The 21,013-nt window shown below is 35.8% G+C and carries 27 protein-coding genes and 1 pseudogene; 6 read left to right on the top strand and 22 right to left on the bottom strand.

Translation table 11 applies throughout. The features are described from left to right. Positions 1–3 precede the first annotated feature (3 nt). A complete protein-coding gene (locus tag D0469_RS07155) occupies positions 4–711 on the bottom strand; it encodes a cytochrome c biogenesis CcdA family protein (protein WP_117325955.1) in 708 nt (235 codons plus the stop codon). 231 nt (positions 712–942) lie between these two features. Here D0469_RS07155 and D0469_RS07150 point away from each other — a divergent pair, with 231 nt between their 5' ends. Next, complete coding sequence (locus D0469_RS07150; protein ID WP_117325954.1) at positions 943–1,110, top strand: aspartyl-phosphate phosphatase Spo0E family protein; 168 nt, start codon at positions 943–945, stop codon at positions 1,108–1,110. A 58-nt stretch (positions 1,111–1,168) separates the two neighbouring features. Here D0469_RS07150 and D0469_RS07145 read toward each other — a convergent pair whose 3' ends face one another. The 3 genes from D0469_RS07145 to D0469_RS07135 form a co-directional block, all read right to left on the bottom strand. Next, positions 1,169–2,965, bottom strand: coding sequence for an ABC transporter ATP-binding protein (locus tag D0469_RS07145; RefSeq protein WP_117325953.1), 1,797 nt, complete (start codon positions 2,963–2,965; stop codon positions 1,169–1,171). A gap of 1 nt (position 2,966) precedes the next feature. After that, positions 2,967–4,712, bottom strand: coding sequence for an ABC transporter ATP-binding protein (locus D0469_RS07140; RefSeq protein ID WP_117325952.1), 1,746 nt, complete (start codon positions 4,710–4,712; stop codon positions 2,967–2,969). A 279-nt stretch (positions 4,713–4,991) separates the two neighbouring features. After that, the gene (locus tag D0469_RS07135; protein ID WP_117325951.1) at positions 4,992–5,744 is read right to left on the bottom strand and encodes a hypothetical protein; all 753 of its coding nucleotides are present in this window, start codon (positions 5,742–5,744) and stop codon (positions 4,992–4,994) included. A gap of 541 nt (positions 5,745–6,285) precedes the next feature. On the opposite strand from D0469_RS07135, the gene D0469_RS21860 reads away from it, so the two are divergent. Further along, positions 6,286–6,414 carry a hypothetical protein gene (locus D0469_RS21860; RefSeq protein ID WP_267897291.1) on the top strand — a complete coding sequence of 43 codons (129 nt, stop codon included), beginning with the start codon at positions 6,286–6,288 and terminating at the stop codon, positions 6,412–6,414. Between the two features lie 44 nt (positions 6,415–6,458). Continuing rightward, positions 6,459–6,914 carry a cupredoxin domain-containing protein gene (locus D0469_RS07130; RefSeq protein ID WP_158553380.1) on the top strand — a complete coding sequence of 152 codons (456 nt, stop codon included), beginning with the start codon at positions 6,459–6,461 and terminating at the stop codon, positions 6,912–6,914. A 394-nt stretch (positions 6,915–7,308) separates the two neighbouring features. On the opposite strand, the gene D0469_RS07125 is transcribed toward D0469_RS07130, so the two are convergent. Next, positions 7,309–7,539 (bottom strand): hypothetical protein, encoded by a 231-nt coding sequence (locus D0469_RS07125; protein ID WP_117325949.1) that lies wholly within the window; start codon positions 7,537–7,539, stop codon positions 7,309–7,311. Positions 7,540–8,207: 668 nt separating this feature from the next. Between D0469_RS07125 and D0469_RS07120 the strand changes: the two genes are divergently transcribed. Then, positions 8,208–8,423, top strand: coding sequence for a hypothetical protein (locus D0469_RS07120; protein WP_117325948.1), 216 nt, complete (start codon positions 8,208–8,210; stop codon positions 8,421–8,423). 467 nt (positions 8,424–8,890) lie between these two features. Here the strand turns inward: D0469_RS07120 and D0469_RS22105 are convergent. From D0469_RS22105 to D0469_RS07060, 13 genes and pseudogenes are all read right to left on the bottom strand, one after another. Then, positions 8,891–8,977 (bottom strand): annotated as a pseudogene (locus D0469_RS22105) (YneF family protein); the annotation flags it as partial. A 189-nt stretch (positions 8,978–9,166) separates the two neighbouring features. Next, positions 9,167–9,511, bottom strand: a complete 345-nt coding sequence (locus D0469_RS07110) for a YolD-like family protein (RefSeq protein WP_117325946.1) — start codon at positions 9,509–9,511, stop codon at positions 9,167–9,169. 89 nt (positions 9,512–9,600) lie between these two features. After that, the gene (locus tag D0469_RS07105; protein WP_142919170.1) at positions 9,601–10,524 is read right to left on the bottom strand and encodes a hypothetical protein; all 924 of its coding nucleotides are present in this window, start codon (positions 10,522–10,524) and stop codon (positions 9,601–9,603) included. Positions 10,525–10,595: 71 nt separating this feature from the next. Continuing rightward, positions 10,596–10,787 (bottom strand): hypothetical protein, encoded by a 192-nt coding sequence (locus tag D0469_RS07100; RefSeq protein WP_117325944.1) that lies wholly within the window; start codon positions 10,785–10,787, stop codon positions 10,596–10,598. Between the two features lie 60 nt (positions 10,788–10,847). Beyond that, positions 10,848–11,123 (bottom strand): hypothetical protein, encoded by a 276-nt coding sequence (locus D0469_RS07095; RefSeq protein WP_117325943.1) that lies wholly within the window; start codon positions 11,121–11,123, stop codon positions 10,848–10,850. 92 nt (positions 11,124–11,215) lie between these two features. Further along, positions 11,216–11,434 (bottom strand): hypothetical protein, encoded by a 219-nt coding sequence (locus D0469_RS07090; protein ID WP_117325942.1) that lies wholly within the window; start codon positions 11,432–11,434, stop codon positions 11,216–11,218. 242 nt (positions 11,435–11,676) lie between these two features. Next, entirely contained in the window at positions 11,677–12,339 is a 663-nt protein-coding gene (locus D0469_RS07085) for a M23 family metallopeptidase (protein ID WP_117325941.1), read from the bottom strand. A 4-nt stretch (positions 12,340–12,343) separates the two neighbouring features. Next, positions 12,344–12,511: a hypothetical protein gene (locus tag D0469_RS21010; protein WP_158553379.1), complete on the bottom strand. Its 168-nt coding sequence runs from the start codon at positions 12,509–12,511 to the stop codon at positions 12,344–12,346. Continuing rightward, entirely contained in the window at positions 12,508–12,750 is a 243-nt protein-coding gene (locus tag D0469_RS07080) for a hypothetical protein (protein ID WP_117325940.1), read from the bottom strand. The genes D0469_RS21010 and D0469_RS07080 overlap by 4 nt, the downstream gene beginning before the upstream one ends. Positions 12,751–12,870: 120 nt before the next feature. Further along, positions 12,871–13,086, bottom strand: a complete 216-nt coding sequence (locus tag D0469_RS07075) for a DUF7678 domain-containing protein (RefSeq protein WP_117325939.1) — start codon at positions 13,084–13,086, stop codon at positions 12,871–12,873. Positions 13,087–13,242: 156 nt separating this feature from the next. Continuing rightward, entirely contained in the window at positions 13,243–13,701 is a 459-nt protein-coding gene (locus D0469_RS07070) for a hypothetical protein (protein ID WP_117325938.1), read from the bottom strand. Between the two features lie 4 nt (positions 13,702–13,705). After that, complete coding sequence (locus tag D0469_RS07065; protein ID WP_233522974.1) at positions 13,706–14,323, bottom strand: replication-relaxation family protein; 618 nt, start codon at positions 14,321–14,323, stop codon at positions 13,706–13,708. Further along, positions 14,256–15,569, bottom strand: a complete 1,314-nt coding sequence (locus D0469_RS07060) for an FtsK/SpoIIIE domain-containing protein (RefSeq protein WP_158553378.1) — start codon at positions 15,567–15,569, stop codon at positions 14,256–14,258. The genes D0469_RS07065 and D0469_RS07060 overlap by 68 nt, the downstream gene beginning before the upstream one ends. Positions 15,570–15,851: 282 nt before the next feature. Here D0469_RS07060 and D0469_RS07055 point away from each other — a divergent pair, with 282 nt between their 5' ends. Both D0469_RS07055 and D0469_RS07050 read left to right on the top strand, forming a co-directional pair. Further along, complete coding sequence (locus D0469_RS07055) at positions 15,852–16,052, top strand: helix-turn-helix transcriptional regulator (protein ID WP_117325935.1); 201 nt, start codon at positions 15,852–15,854, stop codon at positions 16,050–16,052. Positions 16,053–16,064: 12 nt separating this feature from the next. Next, positions 16,065–16,325, top strand: coding sequence for a hypothetical protein (locus D0469_RS07050; RefSeq protein WP_117325934.1), 261 nt, complete (start codon positions 16,065–16,067; stop codon positions 16,323–16,325). 29 nt (positions 16,326–16,354) lie between these two features. Here D0469_RS07050 and D0469_RS07045 read toward each other — a convergent pair whose 3' ends face one another. From D0469_RS07045 to D0469_RS07030, 4 genes are read right to left on the bottom strand one after another with little or no spacing between them, the layout of a single operon-like run. After that, entirely contained in the window at positions 16,355–16,945 is a 591-nt protein-coding gene (locus D0469_RS07045) for a peptidoglycan recognition protein family protein (RefSeq protein ID WP_199478398.1), read from the bottom strand. Then, complete coding sequence (locus D0469_RS07040) at positions 16,935–17,318, bottom strand: phage holin family protein (protein WP_117325932.1); 384 nt, start codon at positions 17,316–17,318, stop codon at positions 16,935–16,937. Before D0469_RS07040 ends, D0469_RS07045 begins: the two co-directional genes overlap by 11 nt. Positions 17,319–17,358: 40 nt before the next feature. Next, positions 17,359–17,643, bottom strand: coding sequence for a hypothetical protein (locus D0469_RS07035; protein ID WP_117325931.1), 285 nt, complete (start codon positions 17,641–17,643; stop codon positions 17,359–17,361). Between the two features lie 60 nt (positions 17,644–17,703). Continuing rightward, positions 17,704–20,985, bottom strand: coding sequence for a hypothetical protein (locus D0469_RS07030; RefSeq protein ID WP_117325930.1), 3,282 nt, complete (start codon positions 20,983–20,985; stop codon positions 17,704–17,706). Positions 20,986–21,013: the final 28 nt, after the last annotated feature.

The following is a 21,013-nucleotide window of genomic DNA, read 5'->3' as shown; positions in this document are numbered from 1 at the left end:
ATTTTAAAATCCCGTAAATCCGCCAAAAAGCGGGGACAGCCAGATAATGATTTTTGTCATCCAATCAAAGAATAATATAATCCCCATAAGAATCATAATATAGCCGCCGACTTTGACGATTACATGGCTATATTTTCTTATCCATTTCATCTTTCCAATAAAGAAAGAAAGGATGAAGAAAGGAATTGCAAATCCAAGTATATATGCAATCATATAAAACAGACTGGAGCTAGGGTTGGTTGCAGCAAGTGCCAAAACAGCCATCAGAATCGGACCAGTACACGGTGTCCATCCAGCAGCAAAGGCCATTCCGATTAATGATGAACCAAGGTAACCACTAGGACGACGCTTAAATTCGAAACGCTTATCCTGCATAAGTAACTTCGGCTGGAAAAGTCCAACGATGACAAAACCGAAGAAAACAATAACAATAGCGCCAATCTGCCTAATCAAGTCTTTATATGTATTAAAAAAATTGCCCACAAAGGATGCACCAAAGCCGATCGCAATAAAAATTACGGAAAAACCGAGAAGAAAGAAAATAGTATGAAGCATGCTGCGCCTCTGCAGCATGGCGTTATCTGTCTTTATTTCTCCTACGCTCATGCCTGTAATATAGGATAAAAATGCTGGATATAAAGGTAAACAGCACGGTGAAATAAAACTAAGAAACCCTGCACCAAACGCAAGGAAAACATTTACATCATTCATGTATTACAACTCCTAAAAAGACCTCTTAAAATTATTCTAACAAATCAATTCAAATAATGATATGAATCCCTTTGTGAATTTTGTATGGCTGTTAAAAAAACGGTTTGTTTTTACGGGAATTTTCTTCACAATTTCCCAATAAGTATTAGCTATCTTCCCATTTGAATTTATTTTCATGCTCTATTATACTAATTACATACCGCTATACTAATAAATGCGAGGTCGGCAGCCGTGTTAAAACAAGAGCTTCTTGAACTAATTGAAGAAAAGAGAGTAGAGCTTTTCCAGGTAGTTTTAAAAAATGGATTAAGCTCGCATATTACTGTTGAACACAGCCAGGAATTAGACCGGCTTTTAAACTTGTATAATACCAAATTTCTAAAAGCCGATGTCACTTAAACCTCATACATCCTTATGTCTTTCATCGCTTTTGTACTCTCCGGCCATAAACCACTGCCTAATGAACCGCATCCTCCATTTTGTCTACCAAACCGTTTTGAAGCAAATACATTTTATAATAAAGCCCTTGATTCTGAAGCAGCTGCTGATGCGTGCCTCTTTCTACTATTTCTCCTTGATGGAGCACCAATATTGAATCGGCATCCTGTATAGTGGAGAGCCGATGAGCGATAGCAATTGTCGTCCTGCCTCTTCGCAATTTTTCAAGGGCAATCAGGATGGCTTCCTCGGTTTCAGTGTCAATGTTTGCTGTCGCCTCATCCAGTACCAATATTTTCGGGTTAGAAGCAATCGTTCTGGCAAAGGCAATCAGCTGTCTTTGCCCGCTTGAAAAAGTAGAACCCCTTTCAACCACCTTATGGTCATACCCATCCTGAAGTTGTTCGATAAACCGATGCGCCTGGACAAATTCAGCAGCTTTATGAATATCCGAATCAGATATTTCCTCGTTATTTAGCCTGATATTGTCTTTTACCGTCCCGAAGAACAAAAACGGATCCTGCAGAACCAATCCCATTTTCCTGCGCAGTTCTTCATTTGCATAATTTTTTATTGAGACATCGTCAATCAGGATATCTCCCTTGCCGAATTCATAAAACCTCATCATTAAGTTGATGATTGAGCTTTTACCGCTTCCGGTATGCCCTACAAGAGCTACTGTTTCACCTGGCATTGCCGTAAATGAAATATTTTTTAAAACATCTCGCTTGCCATCGTATGAAAAACAGATGTTTTTAAATTCAATTTTTCCTTCAGTAATGCGGTTTACATCTTCACCATCGTATCCTGGTGCCAATTCACCTTCATCCAAAACCTTAAATACGCGTGTAGCCGCAATAATTGCCTGCTGGAACAATGATAAGCGCTGCATCACCTGGTTAACAGGCTCAAAGAACCTATCCACATAGTTAATGAACGCGTATAGAACACCTAATTCAATTGGCGATTGAAAGGACGATATACCAAAATAGCTTAAAACTATCATGATTGCAATAACATAAATCAAATCAATTGCGGGACGAAGCAATAAGCCATCCACTTTTATATTCTTCATTCCGGCTGAGAAATGCATGTCATTCACTTGCTTAAATTCCTTTCGGAGCCGACGTTCCTGATTGAAAACCTGGATAATCGCCATGCCTTGAAGCGACTCATTTATCTTGGCATTCATCTGGCTCAGCCGCTCCCGCATTTCCTGATAAAACTTTGAACTATGCTCCCTATATTTTTTTATAACGAAATATAAGAGCGGCAGCAGAAACAGACAGAATATAGCAAGCTTGACGTTTAGGAAGAACATCGCAATCAGGATTCCTCCGAGCAAGAAGAAACTTTGGACAAACGTCCCCAATACAGTGACAAACATATCCTTTATTGCTTCGGTATCATTCGTGATCCTTGAGACAGTGCTCCCTCCGGGTGTTTGGTCAAAATATTTCAATCCAAGCTGGTGGACCTTTGAAAAAATATCAACTCTCAGCTCTTGGATAATTTTCAAGGCAATTTCCTGGAATGTAAGCAGCTGAAAATAACTAATAAAAAAATTTAGAACTTGAATCGTCAAATACGCTCCTGCAAGCACCGAAAGCGGTCCAAAGACAATATTATTTTTCGTTACATAATCGTCGATGAAGATTTTCACCAGCATTGGGCCCGCAATATCTCCAATTGTTGTTAAAAACAAGCAGAAAAACGCCAGCAGGATTAATTTTTTATGGGGCCGTGAATAACTCAGCAGCCGCGTGAGTACAATGCGCTGCTCTCTAGCGCTGATCGTTCTGATTTTTTCTTCCATGTTATCCTCCCTGCTCCACAAGTTCTTCCAGCTGCTGGCGGATAAACATTTCTTTATACCAGCCTTGCTCGTTCATAAGCTGCTCGTGTGTCCCTTTTTGAACAATGGTACCTTCGTTCAAGACGATTATTAAATTGGCATGCTGGATAGCACTCAGCCTGTGGGCAGTAATAATTGTTGTTTTTCCCGCTCTATTTTCCTTCAGGTTATGCAGAATCATTTCCTCTGTTTTCGCATCAACCGCGGATAATGAATCATCCAGGACAAGCAGTTCTGGATTTTTTATGAGTGCCCGGGCAATCGATATCCTTTGCTTCTGGCCACCAGATAAAGACACGCCCCGCTCTCCAACCACCGTTTCATAGCCTTCAGAAAATTGCAGGATTTCGTCGTGAATGTAAGCAGACTGGGCTGCATTCAATATTTCTGAATATCCCGCCACAGGCTTCGCAAAAGCAATATTGTCGGCAACAGTGGCGGAAAACAGAAAATGGTCCTGTGGAACATATCCTATCGAATTCCGTAACAGCTGGACGCTGTATTCTTTTATTTCATGTCCTCCAAAGTGGATGCTGCCTTCATATTGGTCAAATTCACGGGTCAGCAGCTTTAGCAAGGAAGTTTTTCCAGCACCTGTTTTCCCGACAACTCCAAGCGTTTCGCCCCGTTTTAAAATTAAGTTAATATTCTTTAAGACCGGATGGATTTCATCAGGAAATCGGAATGCTGATATCCGGAATTTCAAATCACCAACGGGCGCACTTTGGATAGCATTCTCTTTATCTACGATATCCGGCTTTTCATTTAAAAGGTTTTGAACACGGTCATAGGAAGCCCTGCCCCTTTCAACAATATTAAATAGCCAGCCAAATGCAAGCATCGGCCATATTAGCAGACCTAAATAGGAAGAAAAAGAAACAAGATCCCCAATAGTCATATCATCTGAAAGCACAAAGCGGGCTCCAAAAGCAACTGTCAAAAAATAAGAGATGCCGACAATCACTGATATGGTTGGGTCAAATAACGCATCTACCCTGGCAACCGCAATATTTTTCCCGACAACATCAAGCGATTGCTTCCTAAACGCTTCAATATCTTCTTTTTCCTGGCCGAAGGTTTTAATTACCTTAATCCCATTTAAGCTTTCCTGCGTTTTATCATTTAAATCTGAGAAGGCTTCCTGGGCTTTATGGAAACGCTTATGCAGAAGTGTGCCATAATAGCTTGTGAGATACGCCATGAATGGCATTGGCAGCAGACAGATCAGGGTCAATTTCCAATTGATCATCGCCATTGCTACAATGACGAATCCCCCAGTTGCTAGGGAATCAACGAGTGTAAGCACTCCCGCCCCCGCAGTCTGCTGTATCGCCTGAAGGTCATTTGTAGCATGTGCCATCAAATCGCCGATCCGTTTTCTTTGATAAAAAGCCTGTGACATATTTGTAAAATGGTCATACAGCTGATTCCTCAGCTGCCGGGACAATTTGACAGCCGAACCGAATATCAGGATTCTCCAGTAATATCTCAGACCATACATAACCAATCCGGCGAATCCCAAATATACCATCCATATTATAAGCGTTCTTGCTGTAAGCTCCTTGCTTTCAATTTGGTCAACTACAATTCCAATGATTTTAGGCGGAACCAATTGCAGGACTGCCACCATGCAAAGCAGTACGATTCCCCATATATAAGCCTTTTTTTCTTGTTTAAAAAACCACATTAATTCCTTAAAGACTTTCAATATGTATTCCCCCGAGTCTCTATATAACCATTTTATTTTCCTAAAAAGAAAAACCAATCATTAAAGAAAATGCAGGAATCATCATTTAGATTACTAAAACACTTAAACAGTTTACCAAAATTTTACTGACTTATAAAACAGTTAACCTTTTAGGTGAAATTGAATCATTATAAATAAATATAATCATTACGGCCTTTCCATAATGGTTAGTGGAGGGGATAGCATGAGTGGCTAGCATGGTATTGGTGAAGGAGGAGCCGATGTTTTTTCACTTAGATATCAGGTGACACTAAATTGCGCGAGGGCATTGCTGCTCCATTCCTCTATTTCACTTGCTTTCATGCTTTTGTTTGCTATTTTTTTCATAATCATCAAAAAATCATCCATGAAGTCTTTTGCAGTTGGGTAATTTCGAAAATTACCCTTGGAACCAAATTTACGAGTGATGAGGAGAATATTTTTCAAAATCAAGTCAGCTTCAGCTTTGGAAGCCCAAATAACACCCAATCCTTCAGTGATGCAATTCTGGCGTGGACAAAGCAGGCCTTCCTCCCTAGAAAACGGACTATCATGCTTCAACCAGCAGACTCCCCATTTTGCTTTTTCACTATTGAAACCCAGGTAAAAGTCCATTTGCAAGAACTCGATTGTTTCAATTGGCGGTTCAGTGAGGTAGATTAGATGAGCATAATTTTTTTCAAGTAACACTCTCTCTTGTTTTGTGTCAAACTGCCTTGTTGTTAATAGAAATGAAAAGTTCCCTAACCAGTCCCCTTCCTCAATTTTATTCAATATGCCTTCATATGTTGGAGCTTGCAATTCTTTCACAACCTCGTAAAAATACAAACTATCGTCAAGCGAACCAATATCCACTTCATTTTCCTTAATTAATATGTACCTTTTTTGAATGATCGACGATGCAACCAACAAATGGGTTGAACCTGGTTCCCATTCCAAGTGTGCAAGCAATTTACTTTTGTAAATGTTAGTGTCGGCCACAACTGTTCTCAAAAGATTATCTATGTTGATCATTCCAGTTCACTTCCAGATTAAAAATTTAACTTGCTGCCATTATGATTATAAGGAAATTATTGAAAATGGTCTACTTAAGGAGTTACTTAAAAACAAATGTTCTCTATATAAATCCTAAGAGGGTTAGTAACCGGCTTTTGTATTTACATGCAGGGAGGGGCCTGTCTTTTATCTAGATCCTTTCATGTTCGAGGAGGTAAATAATGAACAGCTACAAAACGAGTAAACGATTGATTTGGTTACCTTCTATTGGGTTCGGAATTGGAGGATTGATTGCCGGTTTAAGTGGGCATACTCTGTTATTCGGGTTCTGATTAATGGGAATTTCGGAGGAGCAGCGATGGGTATTGCGATGAGAGACAGCAATTTGTACTTCTATCTGTGTTGAGTGGATTCGTTTTTTTATAGGGAATGCACTTTCTTTTTTACTGTATTGACTTTATGGGAACCATTGTTTCAAATTTTATTTATTGGCATGAATAGCGTGCTATTGGTGATGCCTCAATCGGGCTGTCGTTATGACGTGTGGTTACTATATACTTTGAATGGTACTATTGGTTTTGGTATCGGAATGACGACTTTCAAATTTGTTTCATTTCCTTACCTGTTTGGTTCAGGAATGATTGGCGGGGCAGTAATCGGAGTGACTGTATCGACACCGAAAAAGTAACTATTAATGGTTGTGAGATCAATATTGAAACCTCTATTAGGATAGTGATAAGATATCAAAGTTATTATTCTTTCAAGGAGAGATGTCTTATCAAAAGAGTTATGTTATTTATTAGTATTTTCTTAGCCATATTCACATTAATGGCATGTAGCAATGAAACAACTGCGAAATCTGAACCACAAACAAGTAAACAAATTGATAAAAGTGAAGAAACCATTAAAGAAATTGAAATAGTTGCGAAAACAGGTCCAAATCCGGAAGACTTTGTATTCGAACCTGCTGAAGTTACCGTTAAGGAGGGAGAAACAGTTAACATTACTTTGAAAAGTGCTGATCAAGTAAAGCATGAACTGTGGTTGCCAAAAATAAAGGGAGCGAGAGTCGCAAGTGGAGAATCAGTTCAATTTACTCCAGAACAAGCAGGAGAATATTTGGGAAGCTGTTCAGAACTTTGCGGTGTAGGCCATGCGATTATGTCTTTCAAATTAATAGTTCAGTAATGTTTAAGCATTCTTAATGGGAGTGCTTTTTATTTGTAGACAGCTGTTTAATGCTAGGTTTTTATGAAAAACAGGACTCCTAAAGAGACCTTACTCTTCATCTTCAAAGTCCAATACTTTCCGGTTCATTGTAGATGAAAACCCGTTTAGAATTGAAAATAAACTTCACTTTTAATTTGGGAACACTGTTAATTTTTAGCTTTTTATTTCACTTAAAACAATAATGGCTGAAACGAAAAAGTCTTACATCAAGTTGTTAGAAGCTTTACTTATTTTTGTGCTTTTGTATGCGGCTCTTCAAATCTGCCTCACTAATTTCGTTAACTGCTGAATGTAGCCAAAAAAGATCGAGCAGCCTTGGGAGACTACTCGATTTTAATGAAATTATATATTATTACTGTATCCCTGCGTAAACCTGCATAATTGCGTTTTTAGCTTGTTCAACGTCATAAAAAATTAAATTTTGTTCTGATGATTGTAATAATGATCCATCGTATGCAATTGCTCGAAAATATCCAGGTGCTGTAGGATGTTCTTCTATAATGCCGATTTGATAATCAACTCCTTCAGCATTCACAATTACATCTGTTGAACCACTCTCATTATTTTCTATCCTTATCTCCATGGATTATCATCCTTTGTTGTTTCATAGAGTATACTTAATTTGTCCACATTTATCGCGTAATATGAGTAATTTCTTAATTCCGCAATACGGTTGATAAGAGTAAAATCGCACAAATTTATATAGCCAAATTATCTTCTTCGCTAGTTCTTCAAAGCTCATTTCTTTATCCATTTATTTCATTGTGCAGTTAGTGGGATTTAACCAACCTTTTCGCATTTTGTTAACTTCTTCATCTTAATTAACAAAATCTTGTGCTATTCAAACTTTACAATTTTGTGTTATGTTGCTTATCCCATCACTTATGTAGGAAGCTTTCTTCCGGTGCAGCAGTTTCATAAATGGTTGTGGGATCGCTGGAAGGATTAAGGTAAAATTAGAATATAGAATTATAGCTATTACAATGGAAGAAACGAGAGTACTGATTAAAGAATTTATGAAATTACTCAGTCTGGAAGAGTATACTCATTGAAAAGACAACGCTTTATGACAAGATGATACGCTGAATATTTTTCCATATTTTTAAGCTATCAAGAAAAGGTAAAGCATCAAATCATAAAGTCTTTAAACATAGGGAACAGAATGTGATAATGCTTCTGCTGATCGATTTTAAGGTCTCAAATAGTAAAGATCAATAAATAAATCCTATTAAAAAACCACAGAGGTATGTTATGAAGATGTACAAATTAATTACAAATTACAAAGGGATACACAAAAAGGGAACTATATTCTTTGTAATTTCAGAATCAGAATTCATTGGCGTGAAAGAGTTTGTATTACAATCCGAGGAAGTATGGGGAAAGATCATAGTTACTGAAGAAGAACTAGGGTATAATTTTGTATCTTTAAATGAAAAGAATCGTTTTATAGGGAGTGATATAGATTAAAGTTCTTGAACTAATCGAGATGTTAGAAGAATTTGACCAAGAGATTCCTGTTAGAATCGCAATTAGGGAAAAATATAGGCCGAATGGGACTAAGGGAAATAATGAGATTTTGCCAGTTACTGAAAATGTTTATTCCTTCTTGATATCGATAGCATAAATACTTAATTTGTTTGTATTTTGTTTTTAGTTATTTGTACTCCAACCGTTTATTTTTCATTGGTGTCTCAGTAAACCCCTTTAGTAATACAGTGGTAAAAGTATTCTTCCATCACATCTTCTAAAAGCACACAAAAAAACCACCCTTCTTTGGTTTTTGGTTTCCAATAGAAAAGTGGTTTCGGATTAGGTTGATGAAAGATAATTCAAAAAAAAATAATGACTGATAAAAGATTCACTCGACTAAAAAGTTTAGGAATACTTGCCACAAATTAGAACAAGCATTGAATCTTTGAGCCGCAAGGGTTTTCTTACTTCATACCCTTATTCATGGCGCTCATCATTTGATTGATTTTCTTTTGCGATGGTTTCATACCCATCTGCATCATCATCATTGAAAACGTTGATACAAAAGGGTTTATGACACCATTAATGCCGATCTTTTCTAATAAGAAAAATATACCTTAAATTAACTCAACTGTCCATTAAAAAATAAAGAAAACGGTTAATTTATCATTCTATGCGATTGAATATTTTAATAGAAGAAACCCCAGTCGATTTATTAATTAATTTCCTCCATGCTAATCCTATTCCAGTACCACGACCCCCACTATAGTATCAAACTTTATCCTCATTATGTATCCTTCTTCATTATGCAATTTCAAATAAATCACCTTATGTATTTCATCCAGCCTACAAACTTTCCCTATATACTCTTTCTCAAATCCATCTTCCCAAACTGTAACCTTCACCGACAATACAAACTCCATTGCATAGCAGATCTTATTTTCATACTCTTCAATTTGATATTCATCCAATATTGGTTTACTTATCCGGTGATAATCTGTGTGCATATCACGAAGCAGTTTAACGTGTTCTGGCATAAAGAATGCCCCTTGCCATTTCAATTTTCCCCTGTCTTTGATTCCCATTAGATCAACCCCTTTACTCCTTTCTTTATTATACGGAACATTTGTTCGTTTTATAAACATAAAATTTGAAAGTTCCAATGTTGAAACTTTCAGTTATTAATAAAATCTTTTAAACCGAAAATCACGTTATAAAGGCTTTTAGATTCAATTACTTTATTTCCTGACTTTTCTTCAATCACAAAGAACGAATCACCTTCTTGAATCAATTTATAGTTGATATTTATTTGCGGCAGTTTAGTATTAAGATTAATTTCCAATAAATCTTTTTGGATTTGATGTAGATGTTCTTCCATATCTCTTAAGCTTCTAAAAACATTATCCGCTTTTATTGTATGTTTAATATTTGTTCTTGCAGTGGAGATTCCCCCTCCAATCATAGCGAACACTTCTCCATCTATTTCTACAAATGACATAGCACCTGCATGTCTCAGTTCTGCATAATCTTTGTCTGTCATTTTCCTTTCGAGTGATGAAAAACCTTTCATCTTAAATGGTTCAAGCAAATGACTCCAATTACTCTTAACAATTCTCAATAACTTCTGCTGAGAAAATTCAGTTCGATCATCTAATTTATGTTTTGTTACGTCAATAAAATAAACAGTGTCGCTCTTTATAATACAAAACAATAAGTAATCTGACCTTTCCACAAAACCTTCAGGAGAAAATTCATTATTTAAATGTAAATGATGTATGCCCCAGTCATATAATAGAGGATCTTTTTGAGCAGGTTTAAAAGCTTTTTTACTTAGATAAGTATTCACATTTTTCCCATATTTAAATTTATGTCTGATCTGTTTTAAGTACTCATTGTACGGTTCTTCAAGATTTTTTTCGTTTAATTCTTTTGAAATTCGAATTGTTCTTCTTTTAGGTGAAATAGTCTTGTCGCTAAGATTAAAGAAACCTGTTAATAAATGGTGGGTATCTTTATTTTGAATTGGTATACCCAATTTCTTGTATTCTTCTACAAGAATATCCGATAAATCTTTTATTAAGTCCAAACGTTGTTTCACTCCCTATATCCTGTTATTAATGCAGCAATCTCTTTTTAGAAAAAAAGCACCCGGAAAGGATGCTTAACAAATTATTCAACTTCTGTCGTTTCAAGTATTATATAATAACCCTCTGTACTTCCTTCATAAATTCTAGGAACAACAGAATGTAATACTGCTCCATCTTCAGCCCAAATATTTATTACTCTAGCTATCTCTTCAGCATCTGTTTTTTCACCTTGAGCACTAATATATATCGTTCGATAATCTTTATACTCTTTCACAATTACTCCCCCCTTCCTGTCTACTTATTTCGACAAAAGGAGATATTTTCCTTCTATTTCCTATCTAATTATCGCCTGTATTTCTGACATTTTCACTTTAAAAAACAACTTATAAATCCTACACTTCTCCTCTTCAACTACTACATGAGATAAATAAAAAGCTTCCCATGTACGTCTTTGATGATCGAAAATATAGCTTGGGTTGTTTAATTTCTCGTTCTTATCCTTATTTTGTTCAAATGAACTTACCATTTCTAGAATAAGCATTATTTCTTTATATTCTTCTTCTCGAAGTATGTCTTGGGTGTAGGCATTAACGAATTGTACTTTGTACATAAAAAACACCTCCCAAAAACAATGATAACTTATTTGGAAGGTGTTTATGTGTTGTTATTATGAATATTTTGAGAATTGTTTATTAAAAACCTCTATACCTCGTCTTCCTCCCGTTTTATCAATTCAACACCAACTGTAAAAGAAGTAGCTTCCCAATCTTTGAATTCAACAGTTTCTGGCTTAGGATTTATTACTTTAACTTCTACGTCTCTTTCAGGATTTCTCGTTTCATGTTCTCTTTTAATTTCATCAAGTTTTTTATTTAGTTCTTTAACGCTACTTGCAGCAACAATTGTCACCATGCTGGACATTCTATCACTCCCCTAAAAAATATTTCTTATATATTTCTTCAAAATATCTATAAATCCTGCACTAATTATATTTTTTACCATAACCCTTGATTTACATTTCTTAATTCTCCCTTAGTACAATTAAAACTCAAATAAACATGGTCACTAAAGCATTTATCATGAAATATCCCTAATACGCTACTATAAATAATTACCGCACTTTCCTGGATTGCTTTTTTACAGTGATCACACTTCAAGATTAATCACCCCTTAACAACTAGTAACCCATATAATACAGTCCCTATTGCACTCCATTTAGCAAGCCCCGAACTAAACATGTTAAGGCAAACATACACAGTACCGCCAATAATGGTGAGGACAGGAAGCGCCAAAGCAATATCCGACATAAAAGTAACAGCACCGTTAACGGTAATTTCTGCAGCTTTTTCACCAAACCACTCCCATACACTATTTTGTGGTATGTCCCCTATTCCATCACCTACACGCCCATTTGCTACAAACTTATCCCAGAAACTTTGTTGACCGATATTTTTACTTACTTCATCAAGATAAGGAGAGGGATCTATAACATGACCCTCTGCATCCTTGAAACCAAGGTGTAAATGCTCTGCTGTTGAACGCCCTGTATTACCACTCAATGCAAACTGTTCACCTTCGTGAAGATATTCGCCTTCGTGTACATTTATCTGGCTCAAATGACCGTATATCGCTTGAGTACCATCACTATGTTCAATGACTACACCCTTGCCTACGTTTGAATTTCCGTAATCCAATACGTGTTTGACTACGCCTTCTTTAAAGGTACTTAATGGTGTTCCTTCCTCTAAAGCTATATCAATTCCCGAATGTGGTGTTTTATGAATAGAATCAACTGAGCCGTATTTACTTGTGATTCGGACTATCATAAATTCACCCCTTTTCTCTCCAATGCCCCATAGCTTCCCATCCTATAAATCTTTGTAATTCATAGTAGTAATCAGAACCAAATTGCGCTTGAATTTCATCTTCTTCCATACTTTCAAGCATATTTCGAGCTAATATAAGGACTTCAATAAAAAGTTCATCTTTTCGTTTCATGGTCTATCCTCTTTTGTTATTTCAACATTTAGATCATAAACATCATTAAAGAATTCCTTAAATTCGATACGGAAATCTTCAAGTCCCCTTTCGAGTAATTGACTAATATCAGATCCACTAAATTCATGCTTTTGAATAATTTTAAGCAAACTAACCATATCCATATCAATCAAGATTTCAAGGAGTTCTTTTCTATTGTTAACAATTTGAAGTACCTCTTTTTGGTTCAGCAATTTCATAACAATCCCTCCGCTTTTAAGCCTCTTTAAAGAATGTTTTCCACTTAATTGTCACTTCTCTGTTATTCCGTTTCCACCAAATCTTATGAGCCACGTATGCTCCGATTATGCAAAATTTAATCATAGTGCCCACTCCAGAAATTTAAGCAGAAGCTTGTAAGCTGTTGGTGATAAATCATTAAAATCCCATCCACGATCATAGTTTAGTAGCCATTTATTGCCTTTATGGACACACATTTTACTTATTCTTGGAAACTCAGAGATTCCAAATTGAGAACCTTCATCAAATACTTTTACCTGTACCTTGTAACCCATAAATCTAAAGATTCTCCACACAGGTGTCCACTCCTTAAAATAGGATTTCTTTAGCAATATTTACAATTACTGATATAGTATCTTGATTTAGAGGGCTACTCATATCACTTTTAAGCACTTTCCCCGAAGTCTTAATTCCTACATCCGTCACTTTTGTTATTAATTTAATCCACATAATTACATTAATTTTGTAGCTTCAACCAAGATGCTAAGGACTAAAGGTGCCATCTGAACTAAAATATATCCAAGTCCGGCTGATTGCATCATACTGAATCCTTTTTCGGGTTCTCTCATCATTACCATGATTGCACCGCCTAAGACCACAACTAATGCTATCGGATAAGCAACCGCCTGAATGAGAGTAATTAATGGATCAAAGGCATGCATTAACTTTGCTGTCATATCTGCTGTAGACGTAACTGTAACAGCTTGCGGTACTTCAGCAGCCATTGCAGGAATTGCTTCAAAGAAAGGTTTAGTAGCTAATGGTATAAGGCTTAAACCACCTAATACACCTATGGATTCAGCCATTTCACTCTTGAATTCAAATGGAGTATTAGCAATTACAGGTTTCTTATTTAGATTCAAAAATTCTTTAACGGAGTATCTTTCTTCCTTCACTTTGCGTTTAAACATGATGTCATCTCTCCCTGTTTTTGAAGTCTGATACAGTGTAAACCTCAACATTTAAACCCTGACTAGCTGCCATTAATTCCTTTCTACGATGTTCTGTTGTGGTAATCCATATAAACTTAGGGGCAAAAAATCCAAACGCTCCACGCTGCCTTAAAACCCGATACTTATCTATCTTTTCAAGATTCTTCTTCATTGTTTGGGTATTATCAACTTCAATTACTGTGTAAATGTCTCCCTTTTTAATTAGAGCATCAGGTCTACAAGTAATCTTTTCATTTCCCTCAATGTGAGTAATTTTCATTTCATTTTCCCATTCAGAAGGACACCCTAAAACAATGTAAAGGTAATTTCTCATGATATAGTGTTGGATATTTCCTGTACTTTTTCTTACCTTGTCACAATCAATTAATTCACGACCTTTTGAATTCAGATAGTAAATGTTCTCACCGTCTTTGATTACATGTAAATATTCTTCCATAGCCTTTAAAACACGTTGAGCATTGCGGTCACTTTTTAAATCATGAATAATTTGTATTTGACTCCGTGTTAAATAATCAAGCTTTTTCAATGATAGTAGTATACTTTCTTGACGTTGATTTTTTTTCAAAGTTGTGTGATACACTACTTTCTTCACTCCTTGGATTAAAGGTGATGTGTGGAGTTATAACCTTATCGATTATTTCATCGTCCATGTAATAACATTGCATTTCCGTTTTTCTATGGCGTTTAAAAATTGCCCTACCTTGAATTAGCGGTAACTTTTCAGCCCCTCCTTCATCCAAAACTACTGAACTAGCTGTTGCTGTATCCACTGGAAGGCAAACCCTTGCTATTAAGTTCCTTTTCACCTGACTACTAACCGTCTCAACAGTAGGATACTGGGTACAATAGAGTAATTTCAGACCACTTGCTCTACCTCTTCTTGCGATGTCTTTAATAAGATTTTCACATTCAATTTTTACTTTCTTTAATTCCTTGTCTGTTTCTCCATCACTGGCTAGTTCTGCTGCTTCGTCTATAATTACAAAGTGTCGTTTTTTGATTTTAGCTTGCTTAACATTCTTAAACCCTTTACTTCTCAAAAATTCAAATGTATTTGTCATGTCTGCTTTCACATTTTCCAATGCTTCTTTAGCCTGATCAGCATTTGTAGCAAAATTTTTAACTTGTTTGATATGTTCGTATTTAGAAAATTCAAGTCCACCTTTTAAATCAATCAACGTAAATTCAACATCATTAGGATTATTGTGAAGCAGGACAGTTGTTATGAGGTTTAATACATTTGACTTTCCCATATCTGTAGCACCACCAATTAACACATGAGAAGCTACATCAAAATCAATCTTAATTACCCTTTGTAAACTTACTCCTAGTGGCACTTCCCATTTCTTTAATTCTTTGAACATTTCTTCTTTGAATCTGTATTCAGATTTTAATCCTTCTTCATAAACTCTGATCTTTAACATTCCGTCATATTCCATTTCAATTTCCTTACTTAGTTGGATACGACTATAAATAATGTCCTCAAGTTGCTTCAGTATAGTGCTGTCAAATGTTAATCCTTTAAAGTCTTTTAACTTAATCATCCTTACACTTCGATTATTTAAACCATCTTTAAACTTACCGATTTTACTTTTAAAGTCCTCTAACTCCATACCTAAAGGTATTTTGTAGACATATTCAGTGTAATTCCCCTTCTTGTTGTAATTTCTACGATACAATTTCATTTTTTCAGTTTTAGTATACAAGCCACAATTTTCTGCTATTTTTAAAATCTTATCGTTGTCATTATTAAAATTTGTTTTTTTGTAGTAAGAAAATCCAAGTACACCCAACATGCTGCCAGTTGTAACTAAACTGAATAACAAACCACCACGCCCCCTTTTGATATATCGTAGATATAGTTGCACAATAAACGAATACGAATAGGAAGAATGAAAGTATAGAATTTGCAAGTAGTTGATGATTTTTATTCCATTCATTGTAGTGTGATAGACCATATCCTTCGTGTCGTATAGTAAAGTGTATGGGCAACTGCTTGTCTAGTTATCTTGTACATTAAATTTTTGTTTAATTTTTATGAATCTTTTCGTTAAAGGTAATTCAACATAAATTGAAGAATTAGTTATAAAAGGGTATTGGGGGATAGTATGTTTGAGAATAGAGTAGACTTTTGGATGGAACAAAAAGGATTAAAGAATAAACATCTTGCCAAATTATGCAATGTATCGGAGCAAACTTTTTCTAAGTGGCGACAAAATAAAACTCAACCAAATTTAGAGCAAGCTGCTATAATTGCAAGGGAATTGAATATTTTGGTAGACGAGTTGATTAAAATTAAGGATAAATAAAGGGGATTGATTATGAAGAAAACTATCTGTGGGTTAATTATTGGAGTTGCAATTATATTGAGTGGATGTTCCGATACATCGACTGCTGATTATGATGATACTCAGTTACAAATTGAAGAAATGCAAACAGTAATAGAAGAAATGGACACAAGAATTACAGAATTAGAGACACAAAACGAGGATTTAATTACTGTCAATGATGATTTGCAGTATGAATTAGATGACGCAAAAAATCGTATCGATGAATTAGAAAGTGTTTTAGACATATATTAAATAGCCCCTCCAATCGGAAGGGCTTTTTATTATTCTTCTCTTATGTAAGTAATGTATCCATAATCCTTTTTAATCTTAGCTGCAGCTTTTTCAGCATCGGCTATAGTGCCAAATGTGCCAGTAAATAAACGATACCTTTTTCCATCATCCATTGAAGCAGTTTTAACAGGAGTATCTTTTAATCTAGCTCGAACAATGTTCATGTCAATTCCAGGACATTCAGTTGATGCGCCTTTGAATTCCTTATGACCTAACACCTTATCAGCAGATAGGTTAAATCGCTTCATAGCTAACTTACAACGTTCATTAAAAGTAGCTTCCTGAGCCTCAGTAAATGAACCATTGCCTACTACACAAATGTGATAAGTGTTAGTGTTATGACCTTTAATTCCATTTGTAATGACTTCAGGATCATAACAAAGTTGCACTGAACCATCCCTTAGAATTAATTCATGATAGCCCCCTGTTTTCCAACCTAACCCTTTCCATCGGTTATTCCAGAAGGCGTTATAATCACCATCAGATGTTGCTGAATGATGACGAGCGATGTTCTTTATTTGATTTAAAGAACGTTTACTGGCTCCCCCGGCTGTCTGTTTTCTGATATCATCAATTTTCATTCTTATCATCTACTTTCTTTTCAGTTGGCTGAAGTACCTGTAATTTATCAGCAATTATAGGTGGAATTTTCATTCCTAATTGTCCGCAATTTTCCAAAATAGAAAGTATCTCATAATACCCATAAAAAAGAACCGTACCATAGGCAACGATTCCATTTAGATCTAATATTATATCAATAATATTAGCGACTATAATTACACAAAAAGTCCCTATTTTCCTGGCATAACCAAGGTACAGAGTTAAACTCCGAAGCCTTCCGTTTTTAATTGCTTTCAATGTTCCCATGACAAGGTCTACGACCATTAAAACCAATAACAAGTCAATGTATTTAACACTTCCGAATAAATAAGAATGAACTAATTGTAAGTCCATATGACACCGTCCTTTTTAAAATAAAAAAAGGACTGATTTCTCAGTCCTCAATCTTGTATTCTTCATGTTTTTTCGTATTAAGTCGTAAGTAAGCTAAGAGAATAATATAACCAATTAATACACCTATAGAATAATCATAATATTCCGGTACAAATTGTTTTATTATACTTGGTGCTATAATTAAGCTAATTAAAATGGCTGTCAATGCTGCAAATTTAAACCCATACTCGAACCACATTCCAAAAAAAGTGGATATTCCATCTTTAATACCAATTAATATAAACAGTGTCAGAAGGGCAATAAGAATCCAATAAATTAACTGCATCTTATCACCCCCTAACCACTTAGTAATATCCATTATAATCCTTTTCAGGAAAAAATAACATTAGTTTTTTAAACTCTGTAATTCAGTCATAACCCTTTGAATTTTTTCAAGTTTCTCTTGTTCTGACAATTTCTTGTCTTTTTGGATATCCGTAACTTTATTCTTAAGCGTCTTGGATCTCCTTGATACCATCAGTGCATCATAATACTGTTTACCATTTCCAAGTTCTTTTTGCTTTTCATAAGTTGCTGTCTGCTTCTCTGATAATGGTTTACGTTTGTTATTATAATACTCTCTAGCTCCTGAGACTGCACTTGTACCGAATAATGGAAGCTTGATATTTTCTAAGGAACCTTCCTCAATTGGATACATTAATTCCGACTTATCTCCACTGAAAGGTATAAACTTACTATCTTCTTTGTAAACACCACCGTTAACCATTGCATCTAAACCTTTAGTTGATTTCCTAACCTGTGCAGCTCCAAATGGAAGTAAAGCATACAACGGATCATTTAGAGCCTTTGAGACTGTTAACCCTGTTCCGAATCGGTTAGGATTCCGTTCTCCAAATAATTCTTTATACTTTAAATCTGTAAACGGAACTTTCTTTTCTGTATTTGCAAATTGAGTGAGCAAGTTTCCACCAGGTATATTACCGACAACTTCGCCATTTAAAGAAGCTAACGCACCAATTGTTTTATCAGTTCCATCTCCTTCTGTTTTAGTGAATCCTTCTTGAATAGCCCCCACAGGATCAAAGGAAACTGCACTTCCTCTGATTTGTTGCATTACTTCATTGAGACCATAAGAAGCTACAAGGAAAGTCATTAGTCCGACTGCATCTTTTTCCCCAACCATGTCCTTTAATACTCGCCATTGGTTCCCTACTTCAAGAGTAAAAGGTGCTAATATTTGCATGGTTTTAGATTTCTGAAGTAATGGAACCTCGCCTACGCCTCTACCAGCTACAATCTTTCGAGTTTCAGCATCAGCAAATTTTACAGCGTCTGTAGCCCCTTCTTTTAGACCTTTATGGTACATTGAATTCCAAATAAATGTAGTACCTGATTTATCAGCCGTCTCTAGTAGCCAGATGGCTAATTTCTTCGGTTGTTCAATTAATCGTTGGTCAAATCTCCGATACAGTTTATCTGAAAAACGTTCTTTAAGAAACTGTGACTGATATGTAGGGTTTGATTTATTAGCTTTCCCAGTAATTTGAGTAGCTGCTTGTATTAAAGTATCTCTTAGTCCAGGAATAGAATACTGCTTTGCCTTACCTATACCTAATGGTACGCTTCCCACCTGTCCCAATGCTGAAGCAAGATTTCCAACAATCATATTACTTTTTACTCTACTGTTTAAAGCAGACGTAATACGAACACCTTTACGTCCAATCATCTTTTGTATCAAACGGTCATAAGGATTTGTCTTTCCTGCTAAATCATTTGCGTGATCTTGTAATGCTTCAATGATCTTATTGGCATTTCGGGTTTCTTCAGTAGCATCTGCTATTTCATTTGCTGTTTTCTTCAATACCGGAATAACAGGATCGATATTAATAGAATGTGAAGCTGCTTGAAGATATTTAATAAATCCACCTACTGCATCACTTTTGTATTTACCTAATCCTCGTTTTTGCATAAACCCTTGGAATTTCGTGTTAGGTTTTGTGTAAGGCGATACCCCTTCTAAGTGTGGATCAATATTAGCAGGTGTATCAAATAAATTCCTTACTCCTTCAAATCCTGTTAGCTCATTGAAGTGGTGGTAATAATCAGATCTTTTAGGGACTAACTTTTCAGGATTGTTAGGGTATATTGTTGAACGCACATTATTTACTTCATCAATGATTTGATTGTAGATTGTTCTAAAGTATTTATCCGCTTCAATAATCTTGCTCCAAGAATCGGGGTGTGTCTTTTTCAATTGTTGTAGGTTGATTTTATTAATTTCTTCTTCTGAAAGCTTTTTAGGATCAATACCACGTTTTCTCAAATACTTCTTAACTAATGTTTTTTCACCAAAGTCCTGTACTAAAGCAGATTCTTTAGAGCCTTTTTTGATACCCAACCCTTTGACCACTTTTTCATAAAGATCATTGGTTATTCTTTCTTGATAATCAATATTGGCTTTCTTCGCTTTATCTAAATTAGAAATAATTCTCGTAGATTGTTCTTGGGGTAATCTTTCTGCAATTCTGTAGGGATCCATTGTGCCAACTTGTAATTGACTAATATCCTTTACATTTTGAAGTTCAGCCAAAGATGGACTAGGTTCATTTCCTTCACGGGGAAGATCTCCATCTTTCAATCTGATTAACTTACCCCCGTTATCAAATTCTGCCTCTCGGGGCATTGCTTCAATTGGTTCATAATCTCTTCCAGGTCTTAATCGATTTAGCGATGGTTCCGCCCCCGCTGCAGATTCTTTCACAGCTTGGTTTGTCTTGATTAACCTGTTAAATTGTAGTGGTTCAAGGGTAGGCGTTTCCTTTTTTGGTGGAGCTAAATCCCTCATTCTTTGAAACATTTCGTCTAACGTTGCTTGCCGACTGATTTTTGGTTCTGGGCGAGTTGGAGGGTAAAACCCTTTGAGTAATTCATTAATACGCTCATCACCACGCAAAGCTGCTTTTAAAGGTGCTTCAGGTTGAGGTTGTTTGGGAACTGGAGGAGCTTCAAACCCTTTTGGATATGCTAGGTCTACAACCTGATATAGATTTAAAGGCTCATCATATTTAGCAAACTGTGACCATAAATCATCTAATGTTTCTTCAGTAAGACGGTTAGTATCATAATTTGATTGAACGGTTTTAACAAAATCCTCATATCTGTTCTGCCAGTATTGTTGTCCTCGATTCATTGGATCAATCGGTCTTTCAATCATGGATAAGTTTGGTCTAGGTTTTGGAGTATTCTTGGTATTATATCCAAAACCTAACCCAGCTTTATTTAATCGATTCATTGATAATTCACGAGATAAAACTTCTGGCATCTGTGGAATAGGGTTAGACAAACTTTCAGGTCTGCTAAATGCTTTAGTAAAAGTGTCAAATGTTGGTTCAACCCTAGATGGTTCAGGTAATCTTGTTTGCGGCTCCGGTAATCCTAATTTAGGGACTGGAAGTCTCAATAATTCATCCTCATTAACCATTGATTCGGTACTAGTGCCTTTTCTGCCTTTAAGTAGTTTACCAATACCAAATAAAGCAGGGTCAAGAATAGCCCCTCCAGCTACCCCTAACCCTGTACGAATTGCATGATCTTCTAGTTTATAAGCTTCTGAGTTTGCTAATTCATTTGTAGCAGAAATACCTGCTTCTGCTAATCCACCTGCCATTGCTCCTGTTACTGCTTTTTTAGCATAA

Origin of the sequence: Peribacillus saganii, assembly GCF_003429095.1 — a bacterium.
GTDB classification, from domain to species: Bacteria; Bacillota; Bacilli; order Bacillales; family DSM-1321; genus Peribacillus; species Peribacillus saganii.
Note: the sequence above shows the minus strand (reverse complement) of the source record. Positions and strands in the feature narration are given on the sequence as shown.

Coding starts and splice junctions, on each gene's coding strand:
- D0469_RS07155 (WP_117325955.1), bottom strand. CDS start 711: ATGAATGATGTAAATGTTTTCCTTGCGTTTGGTGCAGGGTTTCTTAGT.
- D0469_RS07145 (WP_117325953.1), bottom strand. CDS start 2,965: ATGGAAGAAAAAATCAGAACGATCAGCGCTAGAGAGCAGCGCATTGTA.
- D0469_RS07135 (WP_117325951.1), bottom strand. CDS start 5,744: ATGATCAACATAGATAATCTTTTGAGAACAGTTGTGGCCGACACTAAC.
- D0469_RS07125 (WP_117325949.1), bottom strand. CDS start 7,539: ATGGAGATAAGGATAGAAAATAATGAGAGTGGTTCAACAGATGTAATT.
- D0469_RS07120 (WP_117325948.1), top strand. CDS start 8,208: ATGAAGATGTACAAATTAATTACAAATTACAAAGGGATACACAAAAAG.
- D0469_RS07110 (WP_117325946.1), bottom strand. CDS start 9,511: ATGGGAATCAAAGACAGGGGAAAATTGAAATGGCAAGGGGCATTCTTT.
- D0469_RS07095 (WP_117325943.1), bottom strand. CDS start 11,123: ATGTACAAAGTACAATTCGTTAATGCCTACACCCAAGACATACTTCGA.
- D0469_RS07090 (WP_117325942.1), bottom strand. CDS start 11,434: ATGTCCAGCATGGTGACAATTGTTGCTGCAAGTAGCGTTAAAGAACTA.
- D0469_RS07085 (WP_117325941.1), bottom strand. CDS start 12,339: ATGATAGTCCGAATCACAAGTAAATACGGCTCAGTTGATTCTATTCAT.
- D0469_RS21010 (WP_158553379.1), bottom strand. CDS start 12,511: ATGAAACGAAAAGATGAACTTTTTATTGAAGTCCTTATATTAGCTCGA.
- D0469_RS07080 (WP_117325940.1), bottom strand. CDS start 12,750: ATGAAATTGCTGAACCAAAAAGAGGTACTTCAAATTGTTAACAATAGA.
- D0469_RS07070 (WP_117325938.1), bottom strand. CDS start 13,701: ATGTTTAAACGCAAAGTGAAGGAAGAAAGATACTCCGTTAAAGAATTT.
- D0469_RS07055 (WP_117325935.1), top strand. CDS start 15,852: ATGTTTGAGAATAGAGTAGACTTTTGGATGGAACAAAAAGGATTAAAG.
- D0469_RS07050 (WP_117325934.1), top strand. CDS start 16,065: ATGAAGAAAACTATCTGTGGGTTAATTATTGGAGTTGCAATTATATTG.
- D0469_RS07045 (WP_199478398.1), bottom strand. CDS start 16,945: ATGAAAATTGATGATATCAGAAAACAGACAGCCGGGGGAGCCAGTAAA.
- D0469_RS07040 (WP_117325932.1), bottom strand. CDS start 17,318: ATGGACTTACAATTAGTTCATTCTTATTTATTCGGAAGTGTTAAATAC.
- D0469_RS07035 (WP_117325931.1), bottom strand. CDS start 17,643: ATGCAGTTAATTTATTGGATTCTTATTGCCCTTCTGACACTGTTTATA.
- D0469_RS07030 (WP_117325930.1), bottom strand. CDS start 20,985: ATGGCAGGTGGATTAGCAGAAGCAGGTATTTCTGCTACAAATGAATTA.